The following is a 17542-nucleotide window of genomic DNA, read 5'->3' on the forward strand; positions in this document are numbered from 1 at the left end:
GTTCAATGCAACGACGAGATTTTATCAAGCTGAGCGCCGCGATGGGCGCGGCCAGCGCGCTGCCGTTATGGAGCCGTGCTTTGATGGCCGCCGAATCGCAGCCGGCGATGCCGATCCCCACGCTGATGACGCCCGACCCGCGCGGCATCATGAACCTGACGGCGCAGCAGGGAACCACCACCTGGCGGGGCCAGTCGGTGTCGACCTGGGGCTATAACGGCAGCCTGCTCGGCCCGGCGTTGCTGCTCGATCGCGGCAAGCCGGTCACCCTAACTATTCACAACACGCTGCCGGAAGCGACGACGGTTCACTGGCACGGTCTGGAGGTGCCCGGCGAGGCAGACGGCGGCCCGCAGGCGCTGATTGCGCCAGGCGACAGCCGCAGCGTGAGCTTCACGCCGGATCAGCCAGGCGCCACCTGCTGGTTCCATCCGCATCCGCACATGCGCAGCGGCTATCAGGTAGCGCAGGGCCTGGCCGGCCTGTTAGTGGTCAGAGACGATGCGACGGAAAAGCTGCTGCTGCCGAAAATCTGGGGCGTGGATGACATTCCCGTCGTGCTTCAGGACAAAAGGCTGAGCGTTGACGGCAACAAAATCGACTATACGCTGGATGAAATGAGTGCGACGGTGGGCTGGTTTGGCAACGTGCTGTTGACCAACGGCGCAATCTACCCGCGCCAGGCCGTCCCGCGTGGCTGGCTGCGATTAAGGTTGCTGAACGGCTGCAATGCGCGATCGCTTAATCTCACCGCCAGCGACGGACGCACGCTCTACGTTATCGGCGGTGACGGCGGCCTGCTTGGCGAGCCGGTTGCGCTGCAAACCCTGCTGATGATGCCGGGCGAGCGTTTTGAAGTGCTGGTGGACACGCACGACGGCAAGCCCTTCGATCTGCATACGCTGCCGGTGCGTCAGATGGGCATGACGCTGGCGCCGTTTGACCAGCCGCTGCCGGTTCTGAGCATCATCCCCTTACAGGTTATGGCCAGCGGCACGCTGCCGGATACGCTGGTTGAGCTCCCTGCGCTGCCCTCACCGGCGGGCCTGAAAAGCCGCTGGCTACAGATGTCGATGGATCCTGAACTGGAGCGGCGCGGCATGCTGGCGCTGATGGAAAAGTACGGTCAATCGGCGATGGCAGGCATGAGCGGCGACGGGCACGATAACGCCGCGCCTGCTGAGAAAGGTAAAGCGGCCCCCCTTGATCTGATGCACAGCAACAAAATCAACGGCGCCGCTTTCGATATGGCGTCGCCTGCGTTTGACGTTAAGCGTGGCGAAACGGAAATATGGACGATCTCCGGGGAAGGCGATGAAATGCTTCATCCTTTCCATATTCACGGCGCGCAGTTTCGTATTGTTTCCGAAAACGGCAAGCCGCCCGACGCGCATCGTCAGGGCTGGAAGGATAGTGTGCGCGTGGAGGGCTGGCGAAGTGAGGTGCTGGTACGCTTTAACCATCTGGCAACGAAAGAGAGCCCCTATATGGCGCACTGTCACCTGTTAGAACATGAAGACACCGGCATGATGCTGAGTTTTACGGTGAGCGCCTGAAACGCGGTTACCCAATGATTAATTGGAAATTACTGGTCAATAAATCATCTGAAAAAGGTATGATGTCGGCAAAGTTTGCGGTCAATGATAAATCGACTGTCTTCACCGTTGCGTAACTATCTCTAATTTTGATCACCACTCAGGGAGAAAAATAGTGTCACGTATTTTAACCACCCATGTCGGCAGCCTGGCGCGTCCCAGGGCGCTGCTTGATGTGATGAAAGCGAACATTGAGGGCGCGGACAATCGTCCGGCGCTGGAAGCGGGTATTCGCGACGCGGTGTTTACCTCGGTTGAGCAGCAGGTTGCCGATGGCATTGATATCGTGGCGGACGGTGAAATGTCGAAAGTGGGCTTTTTCGCCTACGTGCGCGATCGCATTTCCGGCTTCGAGCCGCGTCCCGGCCAGGGCTATGCCGCCTTTGATGCCGAAGTGGAAGCCTTCCCTGAGTATTATCAGCACTACTTTGGCGAAGCGATGCTGGGCGGCAACCTGGTGCCCTTTGTGCCGGTTGCCTGCACCGGGCCGGTCAGCTATCACGGCACCGAACAGCTTCAGCGCGATCTGAAAAACCTTCGCGATGCGGTCGATGCGTCGTCTGCGCAGCATGCCTTTGTGCCGTCCGTTGCGCCAACCGGCGTCGGCAGCAATGAGTTTTACCCGCGTGAAAGCGACTACCTCGCCGCCGTCGCCGACGCGCTGCGCGTGGAGTATACGGCAGCGATTGACGCGGGTTTCAGCCTGCAAATCGACGATCCTTTCCTGCCCGATCTGTTTGCCGATCGTCACCTGACCAGCGCGCAGATCCGCGAAAAAGCGGACGATTATATTCAGATCCTCAACCATGCGCTGCGCGGTATCCCGCAGGAACGCATCCGTTATCACACCTGTTACAGCATCAACGAAGGTCCGCGCATTCACGACGTGCCGTTCATTGAGTTTGTGAACTACATGTTGGCGCTGAATGCCGCCGATTACTCTTTCGAAGCGGGTAACGTGCGCCATGAGCATGAATATCACATCTGGGAGCAGGTCAAACTGCCACAGGGGAAACGCCTGATCCCCGGCGTGATTTGCCACGCCAGCAATACCGTCGAGCACCCGGAGCTGATCGCCGAGCGGCTGATCCGCTTTGCGGAGCGCGTTGGCAAAGAAAACGTCATTGCGGGCGTGGACTGCGGCTTCTCATCGCAGGCCACCTATAAACCGGAAGTGCACCCATCGGTGGTTCGCGAAAAATTCCGCGCGCTGCGCGCCGGGGCCGATCTGGCCAGCCAGAAGCTGTGGTCGCGGTAACGGGCTTCTGCTGAATACGGCGCGGCGGCGGCGCCTGTTCAGGGTGACAAAGCCACCTCAGGCGCGTAGCGCCTCGTACGACACCATGACATGCTCGCGAAAAGCCGGGCGCGCCTCTAACCGCTCATAATAGGCGCGCAGATTCGGCAGCGGTTTCCGCGCAATCTCAATATCGTAATAACGATACAGCACATGGCCAAACTGGATATCAGCCAGCGTGAATGCCTCACCGACCAGAAACGCCTGCGTGGCAAAGCGTTTCTCAGCAATATCAAATTTCTGCTCAAGTTTCGTTATCGCCTCACGGATTGCCGTCGGGTCGCGTTTCTCCGCCGGCGTTCTCACCACGCGCCAGAAAACGGGAGCGGTAAATGCCTCCGCGATATTCAGTTTGGACCACTCCATCCAGCGGTCAACCTCCGTTCTCGCCAGCAGATCCTCTGGCCAGAAAGCATCGCGGGCATAGCGATTCGCCAGATAGCGTAGGATCGCACCGGTTTCCCACAAGGGCGGATTGTCGCCATCCTGAAGAACAGGAATGGTGCGATTAGGATTCAGCGCGAAAAAGGCGTCGGTATCGGTGCCGCCATAGTGATGGCCGATATCATGACGCTTAAAGGGCAGGTTCATTTCACCGATGCACCACATCAGTGCCTGCACGTTGGACGAGGTTTTACGGCCCCAAACGGTTAACATACTGCCTCCGGGCGGATGAATATTGCGTGCGAGTCAGCTTGCCTGCACGCGATGAAAAGGTTAAAGGTATACCCATTCCGACCGGGCTGCTGAAATATCAGCACGCTTTCGCCGCCGCACCGGGTTGCGAAAGCCGGTTATTTTGCTTATATACACTGCTTCCTTGCAAAGATGGCTGAAAACATGTCGATGAATGTCGATCTGAACGACCTCTACGCCTTCCGCGCGCTGATTAAGCACGGCAATTTCCGTAAGGCGGGCGAAGCAATCTGTCTCTCTCAGTCCGCTTTTAGTCGCAGAATCGACAAGCTGGAAAGCGCGCTCGGCGTAAAGCTGTTTGAAAGAACCACACGGCGCGTCAGCCTGACGCTGGTGGGGCGCACCTTCGCCGAGCGGGCGGAGCGTCTGCTGGCGGATTTTGAAGACGTCGTCTCTGATATCAGCGAAACAGGGCAGATGCGTCCTGGCCTGATTACCGTCGCCTGCGTACCCTCTGCGGCTTTATATTTTATGCCGGATGTGATCGTGCGCTTTCAGCAAAAGTACCCACGCGTGCGCATCAAGCTTATCGACAGCAGCGCGGGCGAGGTCTACAACGCCGTGGTCAACGGCGAGGCCGATTTTGGCATCAGCTTCTCCGGTTCTCCGCAGCCGGATATCGAGTTCATTTCGCTGGTAGAAGATACCTATGTCGCCGCCTGCCGCCACGATCATCCGCTGGTTGGGCGGGAAAGTATCAGCTGGGCCGAGTTTTACCGGCACGACTGGGTGAGGCTGGATAAAACCTCGGGGAACAGAAACCTGCTCGACCGGGCGGTGGGGCATATCGTCCCGGCCCGTCCCAGCATTTGTGAAACGCAGCATGTCACCACCCAGCTCGGCATGGTGGAAGCGGGGATCGGTATTGCTGCCGTTCCGGCGATGTCCGTCCCGTCTTCAGGCCATCACGCGCTGACCTGGCTTTTGTTAACCGAACCGGTGGTGAAAAGAGAAATGGGCCTGCTCAGGCGCAGCGGCAGAACGCCATCGCATATCGCCGGCGAGCTGGCCCGACTGATTATTGCACAGCATGCTTCTCCGCCATCGGGGCAGTCGTTACCGACTTAAGGCCGGTTTCGTGCACAACCTTTTGCGCTTCCGCCGAGGCAAGGTAGTTCAGCAGCGCTTTTGCTTCCGGTTCGTTTTCCGCGCCTTTGGGGATCGCCCCTGCAAAGCGCGTAATATACTGAACGCTGTCCGGCAGTTCGCCGATAAAGGTGACGCCATGTTCGGGCATCAGTTCGCTGACCTGTTGGAAGCCGAGCTGATACGTTCCTTTCGCCACCTGTGATGCCACCGGGATCCTCTCTACCTGATGGGCTTTATTGCCCACTTCTTTTTCGATACCGAGTTTTTTAAACAGCTGAGTACTGATGTATTTTCCGCTGGCGCTATCCGAATAAGCGATGGATTTGGCGTTAAGCAGGGCCGTGCGCAGCGCTGCTTCGGTACTGATGTCCACCTTCGGCTGGCCTTCCTTTACCACCGCGCCAATCGGCGAGTCGGCCAGTTCCACGCGAGAATCGGGCACGACTTTGCCATCACTCTCCAGCGCCTTCAGCGCATCGCCCACCATAATCACCACGTCAGCCTTTTCGCCGCGCGCCAGACGGTTGGGGATGGCCTGCGGCGTTTTACCCATTGACGGGCCGGAAACGATCACCACTTTATCGCCATGTTGCGCTTCATAACGCGGCGCAAGCTGCGTTAAGGCGGCCTTGAAACCGCCGGAGATCATGACGGTAATCTCCTTCGCCTGTGCGCCGCCTGCGATAAACAGCAGCGCGGTCACCAGTAGCGGACGCGTTTTAATTTTCATTATTTTTCCTTATCCTGCTGAGTTGCGGGCAGACTGAAACTGACCCGTGCTGCGGCGATAGAGATAAAGCGTTGCAAAGAACGCACAGACGGCGGCGAAACTCATCCAGTAACCCGGCGATGCTTTATCGCCGGTGAGCTGAATCAGGCCGGTGGACATGGCAGGCGTGAAGCCGCCAAACACCGCCGTCGCCAGACTGTAGGCCAGCGAGAAACCGGCTACTCTGACCTCACCCGGCATGATTTCGGTCAGCGCCGGCACCATCGCGCCGTTATAAAGACCATAAATAAATGAGAGCCACAGCAGTACGCCAAGCATCATGGAAAAGCTGGGCGCGCCAGCCAGCAGGCGAAGCGCGGGGTACGAGGTCGCCATTGCCAGCAGCGTCATGGCAATCAGCACCGGTTTGCGACCGAGCCTGTCGGAAAGCATGCCGCCGATGGGCAGCCAGATGAAATTCGATATGGCGACCAGCAGCGTGACCAGCAAGCTGTCTGACGCGCTGAGCATCAGCACTTTTTTGCCGAACGTCGGCGCGTAGACGGTGATCAGGTAAAATGCGGTGGTGGTCATTGCCACCATCAGCATGCCTGCAATAACCACCTGCCAGTTACCGAGCAGCGTACGGAAAGCCTGTCCCATCTCAGGGTGGCTGCGCCGGGTTTTAAACTCCTCCGTCTCTTCCAGGCGGCGACGCAGAATAAAGATGAAGGGCACGATCAGGCAGCCGACCAGGAAGGGAATACGCCATCCCCAGTCACGAATGGCGGACTCTTCAAGCATGTTGCTGAGCGCAAAGCCCAATACGGCGGCAATCATGATTGCCACCTGCTGGCTACCCGATTGCCAACTGGTATAGAAGCCTTTACGGCCAGGCGTGGCAATCTCTGCCAGGTAAACCGATACGCCGCCCAGTTCCGCGCCCGCCGAAAAGCCCTGCAACAGGCGGCCAATCAACACCAACAGCGGAGAGAGCAGCCCGATGCTCTGGTAAGAGGGGATCAACACAATCATAAAAGTGCCGACGGCCATTATCGACAGCGTAACAATCAGCCCTTTTCGTCTGCCCACTTTATCGATGTATGCGCCGAGCATCACGGCACCGATAGGCCGCATCAAAAAGCCTGCGCCAAACACGGCAAACGTCATCATCAGTGAGGCGAATTCGCTGCTTGCGGGGAAGAATGTGTGTGCGATGTAGGTGGCATAAAATCCAAACAGAAAGAAATCAAACTGTTCAAGGAAGTTGCCCGATGTCACGCGGAAAATCGCGCCGACCTTCGAACGGGCGGGTGAGGTAGCGGTGGTCTGCATTATTTTCTCCGGTTACTGAGTGGCGCTTTTCCTGCACCAGTAAAGAAAGACTGGATCAAGAATAGCGGGGTAATAAGTGCATTTAATCGATTTATTGATGCGTGACGCGCATCAGTTGCCGTGAAATTTCTCTGACGTGGCGTCTTTACTGATGTTTACGAAGCGATGACAAAAATACGCATTTAACAATTATGAAACATTTTTGCCGGTTTTGTGATGGAGGTCATATTGTGATGGCGGCGTAAAGGTCAGCCGCCGTTTGGGATGAAGATTTTATGGCTAAGCATAATCCGGGCGCAGACCCCTTTATTTTTACCTTTCGCTAAGTTTTTGTATTTTAGTAGAGTTTATGTGAAGTGAAAAAAGGGTTGCTGTCGGATTATTGAAGAATAGCCTTTCTGTTCAGAGGGTTGATGCATATACTTACTATTCACTGCCGTACAGGCAGTTCAGAAAAGATGATTGGTATGCATACAGCGCTGGGCCACAAATTCCCCGCCGGACTTCCGGCCAGCCTGATCGGCCAGGCCCGCCACGATAATGAACCTTGGTTTAACATACGCCGTCAATGAACCCATCAATGCGCATGCCGCTAATCAGCCACGCCGGCCGCCAGAAATATCTGCGAACGCAGCCACTGGCTGGCCGGATCGTCGTTATTACGTGGATGCCAGTAGACGCTGACGGAAATAGTTGGCAGCGGTAACGGCGGTTCGAAAAAATCCAGCGTCTCGCCAAAGCGTTGCAGCATCCTGCGCGGCAGGGTGCAGAGCAGATCGGTTTCCGCCACGATGGGCGGCGCCATCGCGTAGCTCTGCGTCGACATCACCACGCTGCGCCGTCGTCCTGATCCGGCGAGCGCCCGATCGACAAAACCGGTAAAGGCGTCGCCCTCGGAAGAGACAATCAGGTGAGGCAGGGCACAGAAGGCATCCACATCGAATGCTTCACGTCCGCGCGGATGCTGCTTACGCTGCGCGGTGGCGAAGGTATCTTCAAACAGCCTGCGGCCAATCCAGGATTCATGCGCGCTGGCGCTGAGACCAATGTAGATATCGATGTCGCCATTCTCAAGTTCGCCAGCCAGCCTGTCTTTCTCCGGCAGGGCAAAGCGCAGACGGGCATGCGGTGCGGCGCGAGTCATCTGATTCAGTAAATCGGCGCCCAGCATCAGCGCCGGATTCTCATGCAGAGCGATAACAAACGTTCGATTACTGCTTGTTGGATCAAAAGTCTCAGGGGCCAGCATGGCCGTCATCGCCTGTAAAACCTGGCTGACCAAAGGGCGCAACGCTTCGGCGCGCGGCGTGGGCAGCACGCCGCGGCCATGCGGGGAAGGAACAAACAGTCGTTCGCCGAACAGCGAGCGAAGGCGCGTCAACCGGGCAGACATCGCGGGCTGGCTGATCCCCAGCCTGCTTGCCGCATGCGTAATATTCTGCTCAGCGAGCAACGCATCCAGCGCCAGTAAAAGATCGGTATCAATGTCGGGAAAGCCGTTCATTCCTTTGCTCCGTCAATAGCGTTGCGCGCTATTTGCCCGCGCGATTAGTGTAGGTGACAGGCACCCAGTGATAACCGCCGCGATCGTTCTCCGCAACGTGACCGATGCCGGGGAAAGGCAGGTGCGGCGCGGCAATCAGATCGCCCTGGCTGGCAAACTGCGCAAACGCGGTTTGCCTCACGGCGGCGGCCTTATTCTGATCTTCATCGTAGGCGATGGTAATGCCCGGCTGGGGGAACTGCACGGCCGCAACGTGAATGATATCGCCAACGAAGGTTATCTTCTCGCCCGCACTGGTGAGCGTGTAGAACGCGGAGCCTGGCGTGTGGCCGGGGTGAACGGTGCCGGTGATGCCTGGCAAAATCTCTGCGGTATTCGAAAAGGTTTTCACCTTACCGGCGTCCAGATAAGGTCTGAGGGTCTTTTGCGCAACGGTGAAATACTGTTTGTCGTAGCCGGTTTTTTTCTGGTTGGCGTCATTGAAGAAGAAGTCCACGTCAGGTTTACCGAGCCAGATGCTGGCGCGAGTAAAGACGCGCTGGCCGTCTTTCACCAGGCCGCCGGAATGGTCGGAATGCGCGTGCGTCAGCAGCACATCCGTGATGTCTTCCGGCTTAATGCCTTTCGTCGCCAGGCTCTCAATCAGTCGTCCGCCGTTTCCCGGCCCGAAAAGCTGCCCGGAGCCGGTATCAACCAGAACCCGATGGCCAGGAAGTTCAATCAGAAACGCATTGATTGAAGCCTCAACCGGGTTGCTCTGATAATTTCTGGCAAGCAGCCTGTCGATATCGGCCTGCGTGGTATGCCGCAGCAACGTATAAAGATCCTGCGGCACGCTGCCGTCGGTGAACGAGGTCACGCGAATCTTACCCACCTGCACGCTGTAGCCGCCCGCCTGCTGCGCAACAACGTGCTGCGGGCCGGGAACGGCGCCATAAACGCCGGGCGCCTGGCTCAGCGCGCCCGCTAACAGCATCAAACCTGCGGTTTTTTTTAACATAAACATAAGTGTGCTCCTGATTAAAACCTTAACTTAAAACGCGCAAAGGTATAAAAGAAGCTTTACGGCTTTTATAGGCGTCATCCATGTGATGGATAGGTCGGAGGAAATAAGGGCTGCCTGACGCCATTGTTCTGAAAACTGACGCGTATTTATTTACTGTTGCATCCTCTTTCTTCGTAAACTCATCCTGTTGCGTTCAGACATCGTCGAGGTTTATCAATGAGCCAGTCATCATCGTTATCAATAGGCATGCTGTTGTTTCCCGGGCTTACCCAGTTGGATCTTACCGGGCCTTATGAGGTCTTCGCCAGAGCGCCGGAAGCCCGTGTTCATCTCATAGGGAAAACGCGGCAACCGGTGATATCGGATCGCGGGATGGGTATTTTACCCACCCACACCTTCGATGACTGCCCGGTACTGGATGTGATATGCATACCGGGCGGGCCCGGACAGATTACCTTGATGGATGATGATGAAACACTCTCTTTTATTCGTCATCACAGTGAAAACGCGAAGTTAGTGACCTCGGTCTGCACGGGATCGCTGGTTCTCGGTGCGGCAGGACTTTTGCAGGGATATAAAGCAACGACTCACTGGGCTTCTCTTGACCAACTCGCGCTGCTTGGAGCGGAGCCGGTGAATCAGCGGGTAGTCAGAGATCGTAACCGAATTACCGGTGCAGGCGTGACGTCAGGGATTGATTTCGCCCTGAGTGTGATTGCCGATCTCTACGGAGCAGACACAGCGCAGCATATTCAGTTGCAGATGGAATATAACCCGGAACCGCCATTTTTATCCGGCTCCCCCGCAGTTGCCTCTGCGACGCTTGTCGAACAGGCTAAAAAGCAGATGGCGCCGTTTATTGAGAAAAGACGACTGGCGACGGAAGCGGCCGGTCGTAAACTGGTTAAACGGTAGAGCCAGCAGCCTGCATGCTGGCCCGGCGGCGTAATATTCACCTCTTAAGAAAGGCGGCGTGCTAAACCCGATCCAGCGCCAGGCGCAGATCCTCTATCAGATCGTCTCTGTTTTCGATACCGATTGAGACGCGGACGGTGGATTCGCTAATGCCAATGCGCGCACGGACGTCAGCAGGGACGCCGGAGTGTGTGGTGCTGGCCGGATGGCTGGCAAGCGACTCGGTGCCTCCCAGGCTCACCGCCAGTTTGAACAGCTGGAGCGCGTTGAGCAGTTTAAACGCTGCCGCTTCGCCGCCCACCACGTCGAAAGAGAAGGTTGAACCCGCGCCGCTGCACTGCCGGCTGAAAGTTTGCCCGGCGGCCGAGTCGGCATCCAGAAAAGAGAGATAATGCAGCTTCTCAATTTTGTTGTGATCGCGCAGGAAGGCGGCCACCGCAGCAGCGTTGTCATTGGCTTTTTCCATCCGCAGCGACAGCGTTTCCAGCGAACGGCCAATCATCCAGCACGAATGCGGATCGAGCTGCGTACCGATAGCGCCGCGTAGCGCTTTTATCTGCTTAATCAGCGCTTTATTGCCCATCGCCGCCCCGGCGATCAAATCAGAATGGCCGCCGACGTATTTGGTCAGTGAATAGAGCGAAATGTCAGCGCCGTGCTCGGTGGGACGCTGAAAAACCGGGCCAAGCAGCGTATTGTCACAGGCGATAACCGGGCGATGCTGCTGCTTCTGCGCGATAACGTCCGCCACGCGATGAATGAGGGCAATATCCACCAGGCTGTTGGTTGGATTCGCCGGCGATTCAATCAGAATGACTGAGACGCGGCCCTGCCTCATCGCCTCATCGGCGGCGGCCTGCACCGACGCTTCGTTCAGGCCGTCGGCAAAGCCTACCGTCGCCACCTTAAGACGCCGGAACGTTTTGGTCAGCAGAGTTTCGGTGCCGCCGTACAGCGGCTGCGAATGAAGAATGGCATCGCCCGGCTCGGTGAATGCCAGCAGAGCGGTGGAGATGGCGGACATGCCGGAAGAGAACAGCGCGGCGCTGTCGGTGCGTTCATAAATCGCCAGCCGATCCTCAACGATTTCACTGTTGGGGTGGTTAAAACGTGAATAGACCAGCCCGTTGGTTTCGCCTTCTGGCGGTTCGCGGCGGCCGGAAACATAGTCGAAGAAGTCTTTTCCCTCTTCGGCGGTGTTGAAAACAAAGGTTGAGGTCAGAAACACCGGCGGCTTCACGGCACCTTCAGAGAGCGAAGGATCGTAGCCGTAGTTAAGCATCTGCGTTTCGGGCTGAAGCTCGCGGTTGCCAATATGGGTTTTCTTTGAATGTTGGGAGGCCATGCTCTCTCCTGTTGGCGCGGCTGCGCCGGTCGACGCAGTTGCGCTACGTTACCATGCGGGTTATTACGCCGGTAAATGAATTAACGTTCTAATGTTAAAACAAAAAGCATTATTAAATTTTGCAAAAAAGACATTTAGAAGTCTGTACGTCTGGAGAGAAGATTGCGCCGTAAGAAGCGAATGAACTGCAAAATATGATAAACTCCGCTGCTTTCATCGTTCCACCGACAATATCGACGCAATTTATGAAACATACTGTAGAAATCATGATCTCCGAACAGCAGCTCGTCAAACGCATTAACGAGCTGGGTCAGCAAATTAATGAACATTATCGCGACAGCGGCAGCGAGATGGTGCTGGTCGGGCTGCTGCGCGGCTCGTTTATGTTTATGGCGGATCTCTGCCGGAAAATTGAGGTGCCGCACGAGGTCGATTTCATGACCGCTTCCAGCTACGGCAGCGGCATGTCTTCCACACGCGATGTTAAGATCCTGAAAGATCTGGACGAGGACATTCGTGGTAAAGACGTGCTGATCGTCGAGGACATTATCGATTCCGGCAACACGCTCAGCAAAGTGCGCGAAATCCTGCGGCTGCGTGAGCCAAAGTCGCTGGCTATCTGCACCCTGCTGGATAAGCCAGAGCGGCGCGAAGTGGATGTGCCGGTCGAGTTCGTGGGCTTCACCATTCCCGATAAGTTCGTGGTCGGCTACGGCATCGACTACGCGCAGCGCTATCGCCACCTGCCTTACGTGGGCAACGTGATTATGCTGGAAGAGTAGGCATTCAGCCACCGCACAAACAACCAGGTCCGATAGTGTCGGCCTGGTATACTGTGCGGCGCCTGGCGTTACTCCGGGCTTTGCAGATTGTTGAGCAGGTGCGCAATACCGTGACGGTAGCGCTGTTCGAGGATCTCGCGGTTGGTGGCGGTCACTTCCAGATCGCGCAGGTAGCCATCCTGAATACCGTAAACCCAACCGTGAATGGTCACTTTCTGACCGCGCTTCCAGGCCGACTGCATCACAGTCGAGTGTCCCAGGTTGTAAACCTGCTCAATCACGTTGATTTCGCAGAGTTTATCGAAGCGTTTTTCCGGCGGCAGCTCACCCAATAACGAACTATGCTTGTACCACAGGTCGCGGATGTGCAGCAGCCAGTTGTTGATCAGGCCCAGCTCCGGGTTTTCCACCGCCGCCTGCACGCCGCCGCAGCCGTAGTGACCGCAAATGATGATGTGTTCAACTTCCAGCACCTCAACGGCGTACTGCACCACGGAAAGACAGTTTAAATCCGTGTGTATCACCAGGTTAGCCACATTGCGATGAACAAAGAGTTCGCCAGGCTCGAGGCCGGTCAGACGCTCGGCAGGAACGCGGCTGTCAGAGCAGCCAATCCAAAGAAAACGCGGCTTCTGAGCCAGTGAAAGGCGTTCAAAAAAGCCCGGGTCTTCCTCTTTCAGCAGTTTGGACCAGGCGCGATTGTTGCTGATAAGAGCATCGATATCTTTCATGTCAGTGTCGACCAATACGTAAAAAGCGTGGCAGTAATATAGGCCAATGAGACGCGATTTAAAACGGTTAACAAAAAATCCACATAAAACAGGGCACGCTTCAACCTATGACTTATGCACTGGAACTTGAAAAACTTACCAAAACCTACGCTGGCGGCGTTCAGGCGCTGAAGGGCATTGACCTGAACGTGGAGGCTGGCGATTTTTATGCGCTGCTCGGCCCCAACGGCGCGGGCAAATCCACCACCATCGGCATCATCAGCTCGCTGGTGAATAAAACGGCGGGCAAGGTGCGCGTCTTCGGCTACGACCTGCAACAGGACGTAGTGAACGCCAAGCGCCAGCTGGGCCTGGTGCCGCAGGAGTTTAACTTTAACCAGTTCGAAACCGTGCAGCAGATTGTCGTCAGCCAGGCGGGACTGTACGGCGTGGAGAAGGCGGATGCGCTCAAACGTGCGGAAAAATACCTGAAGCAGCTCGATCTGTGGGAGAAGCGCAGCGAAAAAGCGCGGATGCTCTCAGGCGGGATGAAGCGTCGCCTGATGATTGCGCGTGCGCTGATGCATGAGCCCAAACTGCTGATCCTGGATGAGCCAACGGCGGGCGTCGATATCGAGCTGCGTCGCTCCATGTGGAGCTTCCTTCAGGATCTCAATGCCAAAGGCACCACGATCATTTTGACCACCCACTACCTGGAAGAGGCGGAAATGCTCTGCCGCAATATCGGCATCATTCAACGCGGCGAACTGGTTGAAAACACCACCATGAAAGGGCTGCTGTCGAAACTGAAATCGGAAACCTTTATTTTCGATCTGGCGGCGAAAAGTCCGCTACCACATCTTGAAGGCTTTCAGTACCGGCTGGTCGATACCGCGACGCTGGAGGTTGAAGTGCTGCGCGAGCAGGGCCTGAACAGCGTATTCAGCCAGCTCAGCCAGCAGGGCGTGCAGGTGTTGAGTATGCGTAACAAGGCGAACCGTCTTGAGGAGCTGTTTGTGGACCTGGTGAACGGTCGCAAAGGAGAAAAAGCATGACACATTTGTACTGGGTTGCCCTGAAAAGCATCTGGGGAAAAGAGATCAACCGCTTTGCGCGTATCTGGATACAGACGCTGGTGCCGCCGGTGATCACTATGACGCTCTATTTTATTATTTTCGGCAACCTGATCGGTTCGCGTATCGGCGAGATGCATGGCTTCTCCTACATGCAGTTTATCGTGCCGGGATTGATCATGATGGCGGTGATCACCAACGCCTACGCCAACGTGGCATCGTCATTCTTCAGCGCCAAATTCCAACGCAACATTGAAGAACTGCTGGTTGCGCCGGTGCCAACGCACGTCATCATTGCTGGCTATGTGGGCGGCGGCGTGGCGCGCGGCATCTGCGTAGGTATTCTGGTAACGGCAATTTCGCTGTTTTTCGTTCCCTTTCACGTGCATTCGTGGCTGATGGTCGCGGTAACATTGCTGTTGACGGCGATTCTGTTTTCGCTGGCGGGTTTACTCAATGCGGTATTCGCCCGCACCTTTGATGATATCAGCCTGATCCCAACCTTTGTGTTAACGCCATTAACCTATCTGGGCGGAGTTTTCTATTCACTGACGCTGCTGCCGCCTGTCTGGCAATTGATTTCGAAACTGAACCCGATTGTTTATATGATCAGCGGCTTCCGTTATGGCTTCCTCGGTATTAACGATGTGCCGTTGGTGTTTACGCTGGGCGTGCTGGTGGCATTTATTGTGGTGTTTTATGCGCTTGTGTGGGTGTTGATCCAGCGCGGCAGAGGTTTACGAACTTAATTCACTGTACGGACGTTTATTAAGCGAGCCACGCGGCTCGCTTTTTTTATCATTCTTAAATATGCCTGTCGGGAAATATCCGTTTTTTACCGGTAAGTATTACTCAAATGAAGTTTAAACTATCTAATTTCGAATTTCTTCGAGTTTACTTCTTGTGCCGTATTTAATAGAGTGCATACAGGGTGAAGTTATGGCAATAACCCTTTATAAGTGTTAATAACGACCACACATAGTTTTATACTGATTGACTATCATCAACACACAAGGAAGAAAAAATGAACGTTATTAAAAAAGAAGAAATGAAATTTATCTCTGGTGGTTTCAGCAACATCGATATGGGGCCTCTTAAAATCGATCCCATTTTCTCTCGTCAGGTAGAGCAGGGTATCCACGATGCTGTAACCCCTATTTATATCACCGACAAGCCAATTTTTACGTTACCTGAAATTCAGGTGCCTCAGTTTTTTGCTGATGTTCTCTCTTTCTTCGGCATTAAATTTTCCTGATAATAGCGAGCGTAAACCTTTTTAGTATCCGTTATATTGACTTAAGCCTGCACGAGACAAGTACGTAAAACAACGGAAACTGAACAGAGAACCTCAGTGCTATAAGATAACAGGATCTGATGATATTCAGATCCTGATGTTTTTCTTCCCGTAATGGATCCCTGATTTACTCTCCGATAAGCGCCTGCTCCGAAAAACCGCCCTCCAATCTGAAAAATCAACAAGCAGTGTTCTCGATTTATGGCAGCGATCACAAAACATAAGTAAAGCTTATTCTCTGGCGACCCTTTTTGTGCGGGTAACCACTTACACCACAATCGTGAACACGTTGTACTGGTATCTGGATTCACCGGGTTTGGCACGAGGTAAATTTTCAGTCGGCAGGCCGGTGCCTGACGCACTTTCTTTTTTTCGGAGTGAGAGTTATGACCAGTATCAACCGTTTACCTCCCTCGAGATATCCCGCAGAAAACGACACATCACGGCCGGACTACAGTGGGGAGCAATCCCCTCCACCTGAAAGGCAAATGAATTTCAGCTATCCCGGACGCTATAAACCAGAAAGCCTGACGGCGGATCCGGCCAGTCATCATCGTCATACAGCAGGCGGAGCCAGGAACGCGACTCAGAACGTGCCTGGCGGATCGGATACGATTACACCGGCAAAAAATCAGACACTGCCGCCAAAAGCGACCACTGATGCCGCAAAAGCAGCTGCAACGGCAAAAGCAGAGGCAGCCGCAAAAGCAGAGGCGACGGCAAAAGCCGCTGCGGTGCAAAAGCAGAATGAAATTAATCTGATCGCTACGCAATTACGGCAATATTTTCCTGGCAGTAACGACCTCAAGGAGATTGTAGATACTCGCGCCGCAGAGTTGCATGACATGGGTGAAACGCCAGACAGTATTGCCGCCAATATGACCAAAGCGCGACAGATGGATCACATCAGCGAACTGGCTGGCGGTGCGGTGAAGGCATTTCCTTTTGCTATCTCGGGTTTTGCCTCTGGCGCAATGAAACTGGGATTGGGCGTAGAAGGTGCTTCGGTAGGGATGGAAGCGCTGGCGGGTGCCATTGACGGCGGCACGGCAATGGTACTGAAATCGGTAGGCGATAAGGTTTTCGCCGATACGGTTAAAGGTACCAAATGGCTTGAAGCGGATGCATCGAAACTTGAACCAGCCATGCAGGAAGTGCTGAAACATCGGGATGGCCTGGGCGAGCGCCTGAGGCTGGCGCCGCTGGGAGGCCAGGGTTTTAACGGACGTAATGTCGTGACGTCTACTGTCGCCGCCCTCACGAAAAATAATCCCAATGCCGTATCGAATACCAACAACGGGCTGAGTCTCGCGGCGGGGGCGGCAGGAGGCGTGTTGACTAACATGGCCAGCGCCACGCACGGCCCGGAATTCCTTTTAGGTCGTACCGACTGGAAAGAACAATATACGGCCCTCAAAGATACCAGCATTGGCAGGCAAATGGCGTCAGGCGGTTGGGACAGGACAAAGACCCTCGCCGCGAGTCTCGTAAAACCACAAAATTATGTGAAAGGCGTCGCCAATATTGTCTCACCGAATATGCTGGCGGAAATCGGCACCCTGGCAGGCGGGGTGGCAGGGGCAAATGTTGTGGGTAACGTTGTGCGCAATGCCGTCGGTAGTGCGCCACTCAGCTCTGCGTCCACAGCGACAATTGATGCCATCACCAATCGCCTCAGCGCGGCACAGCTCTCTTCGCCAGGCGCTATCGCTAAAGACCGCTTTCTTAATGTTGCGATGTCGTCCGTCGCCTATGCCGCTCAGGGCGTCGCCGGCGCGCTGGTTGGCCCTTCATCATCAGCAAAAGACGATTGGGTTGATGCAAAAACCGATCAGTTAGCGAATACCCCAGCCGGCAAAGCGGTTTCAAAGGCAAAGACAAGTTCTGTCGAGTGGATGGCCAGTCTGATACGCGGAAAAGTTGAAAACCAGACGAATGATATAGAGATGCAGCGACCGCGTAATGCCAATCCCACCACCACAGGCACCTGAGGGAAAGAGACCGGCGGGAGAAGGCCGTCAGGTGGCGCTCGCGCTATCGATAATAGCCGTCCAATCCCGCTGTTCCCTGGTCGCTCTGGAAAAACAGGATTTAATGAGACAGATCAAGAAACATAAGTAAATCTTATTTTTTTTCGACCTGTTTTACGTTGGTGACCACTCACTATGTAATCGTGAAGACGCTGTATCTGT

16 protein-coding genes are annotated in these 17542 nt (G+C 55.2%); 9 read left to right on the plus strand and 7 right to left on the minus strand.

All coding sequences use genetic code 11. From position 1 onward, the window contains the following. The first annotated feature begins 5 nt into the window (after window positions 1-5). Both cueO and FA91_RS02885 read left to right on the plus strand, forming a co-directional pair. On the plus strand, window positions 6-1556 hold the full coding sequence (gene cueO / locus FA91_RS02880; protein WP_051936971.1) for a multicopper oxidase CueO: 1551 nt from the start codon (window positions 6-8) through the stop codon (window positions 1554-1556). A gap of 154 nt (window positions 1557-1710) precedes the next feature. Further along, entirely contained in the window at window positions 1711-2853 is a 1143-nt protein-coding gene (locus FA91_RS02885) for a methionine synthase (RefSeq protein WP_034912367.1), read from the plus strand. A 57-nt stretch (window positions 2854-2910) separates the two neighbouring features. Here the strand turns inward: FA91_RS02885 and FA91_RS02890 are convergent, their stop codons facing one another. Continuing rightward, entirely contained in the window at window positions 2911-3549 is a 639-nt protein-coding gene (locus FA91_RS02890) for a glutathione S-transferase family protein (protein WP_034912368.1), read from the minus strand. 183 nt (window positions 3550-3732) lie between these two features. Between FA91_RS02890 and FA91_RS02895 the strand changes: the two genes are divergently transcribed. Next, on the plus strand, window positions 3733-4656 hold the full coding sequence (locus FA91_RS02895) for a LysR family transcriptional regulator (RefSeq protein WP_034912369.1): 924 nt from the start codon (window positions 3733-3735) through the stop codon (window positions 4654-4656). Here the strand turns inward: FA91_RS02895 and FA91_RS02900 are convergent. The 4 genes from FA91_RS02900 to FA91_RS02915 all read right to left on the minus strand — a co-directional run bounded on the left by FA91_RS02900 (window position 4607) and on the right by FA91_RS02915 (window position 9231). After that, the gene (locus FA91_RS02900; protein WP_034912370.1) at window positions 4607-5407 is read right to left on the minus strand and encodes a substrate-binding domain-containing protein; all 801 of its coding nucleotides are present in this window, start codon (window positions 5405-5407) and stop codon (window positions 4607-4609) included. The genes FA91_RS02895 and FA91_RS02900 overlap by 50 nt on opposite strands. A gap of 9 nt (window positions 5408-5416) precedes the next feature. Further along, window positions 5417-6721 carry an MFS transporter gene (locus tag FA91_RS02905; RefSeq protein ID WP_034912373.1) on the minus strand — a complete coding sequence of 435 codons (1305 nt, stop codon included), beginning with the start codon at window positions 6719-6721 and terminating at the stop codon, window positions 5417-5419. A 592-nt stretch (window positions 6722-7313) separates the two neighbouring features. Then, entirely contained in the window at window positions 7314-8225 is a 912-nt protein-coding gene (locus FA91_RS02910; RefSeq protein WP_034912375.1) for a LysR family transcriptional regulator, read from the minus strand. Between the two features lie 28 nt (window positions 8226-8253). Continuing rightward, on the minus strand, window positions 8254-9231 hold the full coding sequence (locus FA91_RS02915) for an MBL fold metallo-hydrolase (RefSeq protein WP_034912379.1): 978 nt from the start codon (window positions 9229-9231) through the stop codon (window positions 8254-8256). 216 nt (window positions 9232-9447) lie between these two features. Here FA91_RS02915 and FA91_RS02920 point away from each other — a divergent pair, with 216 nt between their 5' ends. Continuing rightward, window positions 9448-10146, plus strand: a complete 699-nt coding sequence (locus tag FA91_RS02920; RefSeq protein WP_034912381.1) for a DJ-1/PfpI family protein — start codon at window positions 9448-9450, stop codon at window positions 10144-10146. Between the two features lie 61 nt (window positions 10147-10207). On the opposite strand, the gene FA91_RS02925 is transcribed toward FA91_RS02920, so the two are convergent. Next, on the minus strand, window positions 10208-11491 hold the full coding sequence (locus FA91_RS02925; RefSeq protein ID WP_034912384.1) for a cystathionine gamma-synthase family protein: 1284 nt from the start codon (window positions 11489-11491) through the stop codon (window positions 10208-10210). Window positions 11492-11736: 245 nt separating this feature from the next. Here FA91_RS02925 and hpt point away from each other — a divergent pair, with 245 nt between their 5' ends. After that, on the plus strand, window positions 11737-12273 hold the full coding sequence (gene hpt / locus FA91_RS02930) for a hypoxanthine phosphoribosyltransferase (RefSeq protein WP_034912386.1): 537 nt from the start codon (window positions 11737-11739) through the stop codon (window positions 12271-12273). 68 nt (window positions 12274-12341) lie between these two features. Here hpt and can read toward each other — a convergent pair whose 3' ends face one another. Next, on the minus strand, window positions 12342-13004 hold the full coding sequence (gene can / locus FA91_RS02935; RefSeq protein WP_034912387.1) for a carbonate dehydratase: 663 nt from the start codon (window positions 13002-13004) through the stop codon (window positions 12342-12344). Window positions 13005-13111: 107 nt separating this feature from the next. Between can and FA91_RS02940 the strand changes: the two genes are divergently transcribed. The 4 genes from FA91_RS02940 (at window position 13112) to FA91_RS02955 (ending at window position 17341) form a co-directional block, all read left to right on the plus strand. Next, window positions 13112-14038, plus strand: coding sequence for an ABC transporter ATP-binding protein (locus FA91_RS02940; protein ID WP_034912389.1), 927 nt, complete (start codon window positions 13112-13114; stop codon window positions 14036-14038). Beyond that, window positions 14035-14805 carry an ABC transporter permease gene (locus FA91_RS02945; RefSeq protein WP_034912391.1) on the plus strand — a complete coding sequence of 257 codons (771 nt, stop codon included), beginning with the start codon at window positions 14035-14037 and terminating at the stop codon, window positions 14803-14805. The genes FA91_RS02940 and FA91_RS02945 overlap by 4 nt, the downstream gene beginning before the upstream one ends. 275 nt (window positions 14806-15080) lie before the next feature. Beyond that, window positions 15081-15311 (plus strand): hypothetical protein, encoded by a 231-nt coding sequence (locus FA91_RS02950; protein WP_034912394.1) that lies wholly within the window; start codon window positions 15081-15083, stop codon window positions 15309-15311. A 527-nt stretch (window positions 15312-15838) separates the two neighbouring features. Beyond that, a complete protein-coding gene (locus tag FA91_RS02955; RefSeq protein ID WP_034912397.1) occupies window positions 15839-17341 on the plus strand; it encodes a hypothetical protein in 1503 nt (500 codons plus the stop codon). The last annotated feature ends 201 nt before the right edge of the window (window positions 17342-17542 follow it).

The organism is Erwinia sp. 9145, from assembly GCF_000745075.1.
GTDB classification, from domain to species: domain Bacteria; phylum Pseudomonadota; class Gammaproteobacteria; order Enterobacterales; family Enterobacteriaceae; genus Erwinia; species Erwinia oleae.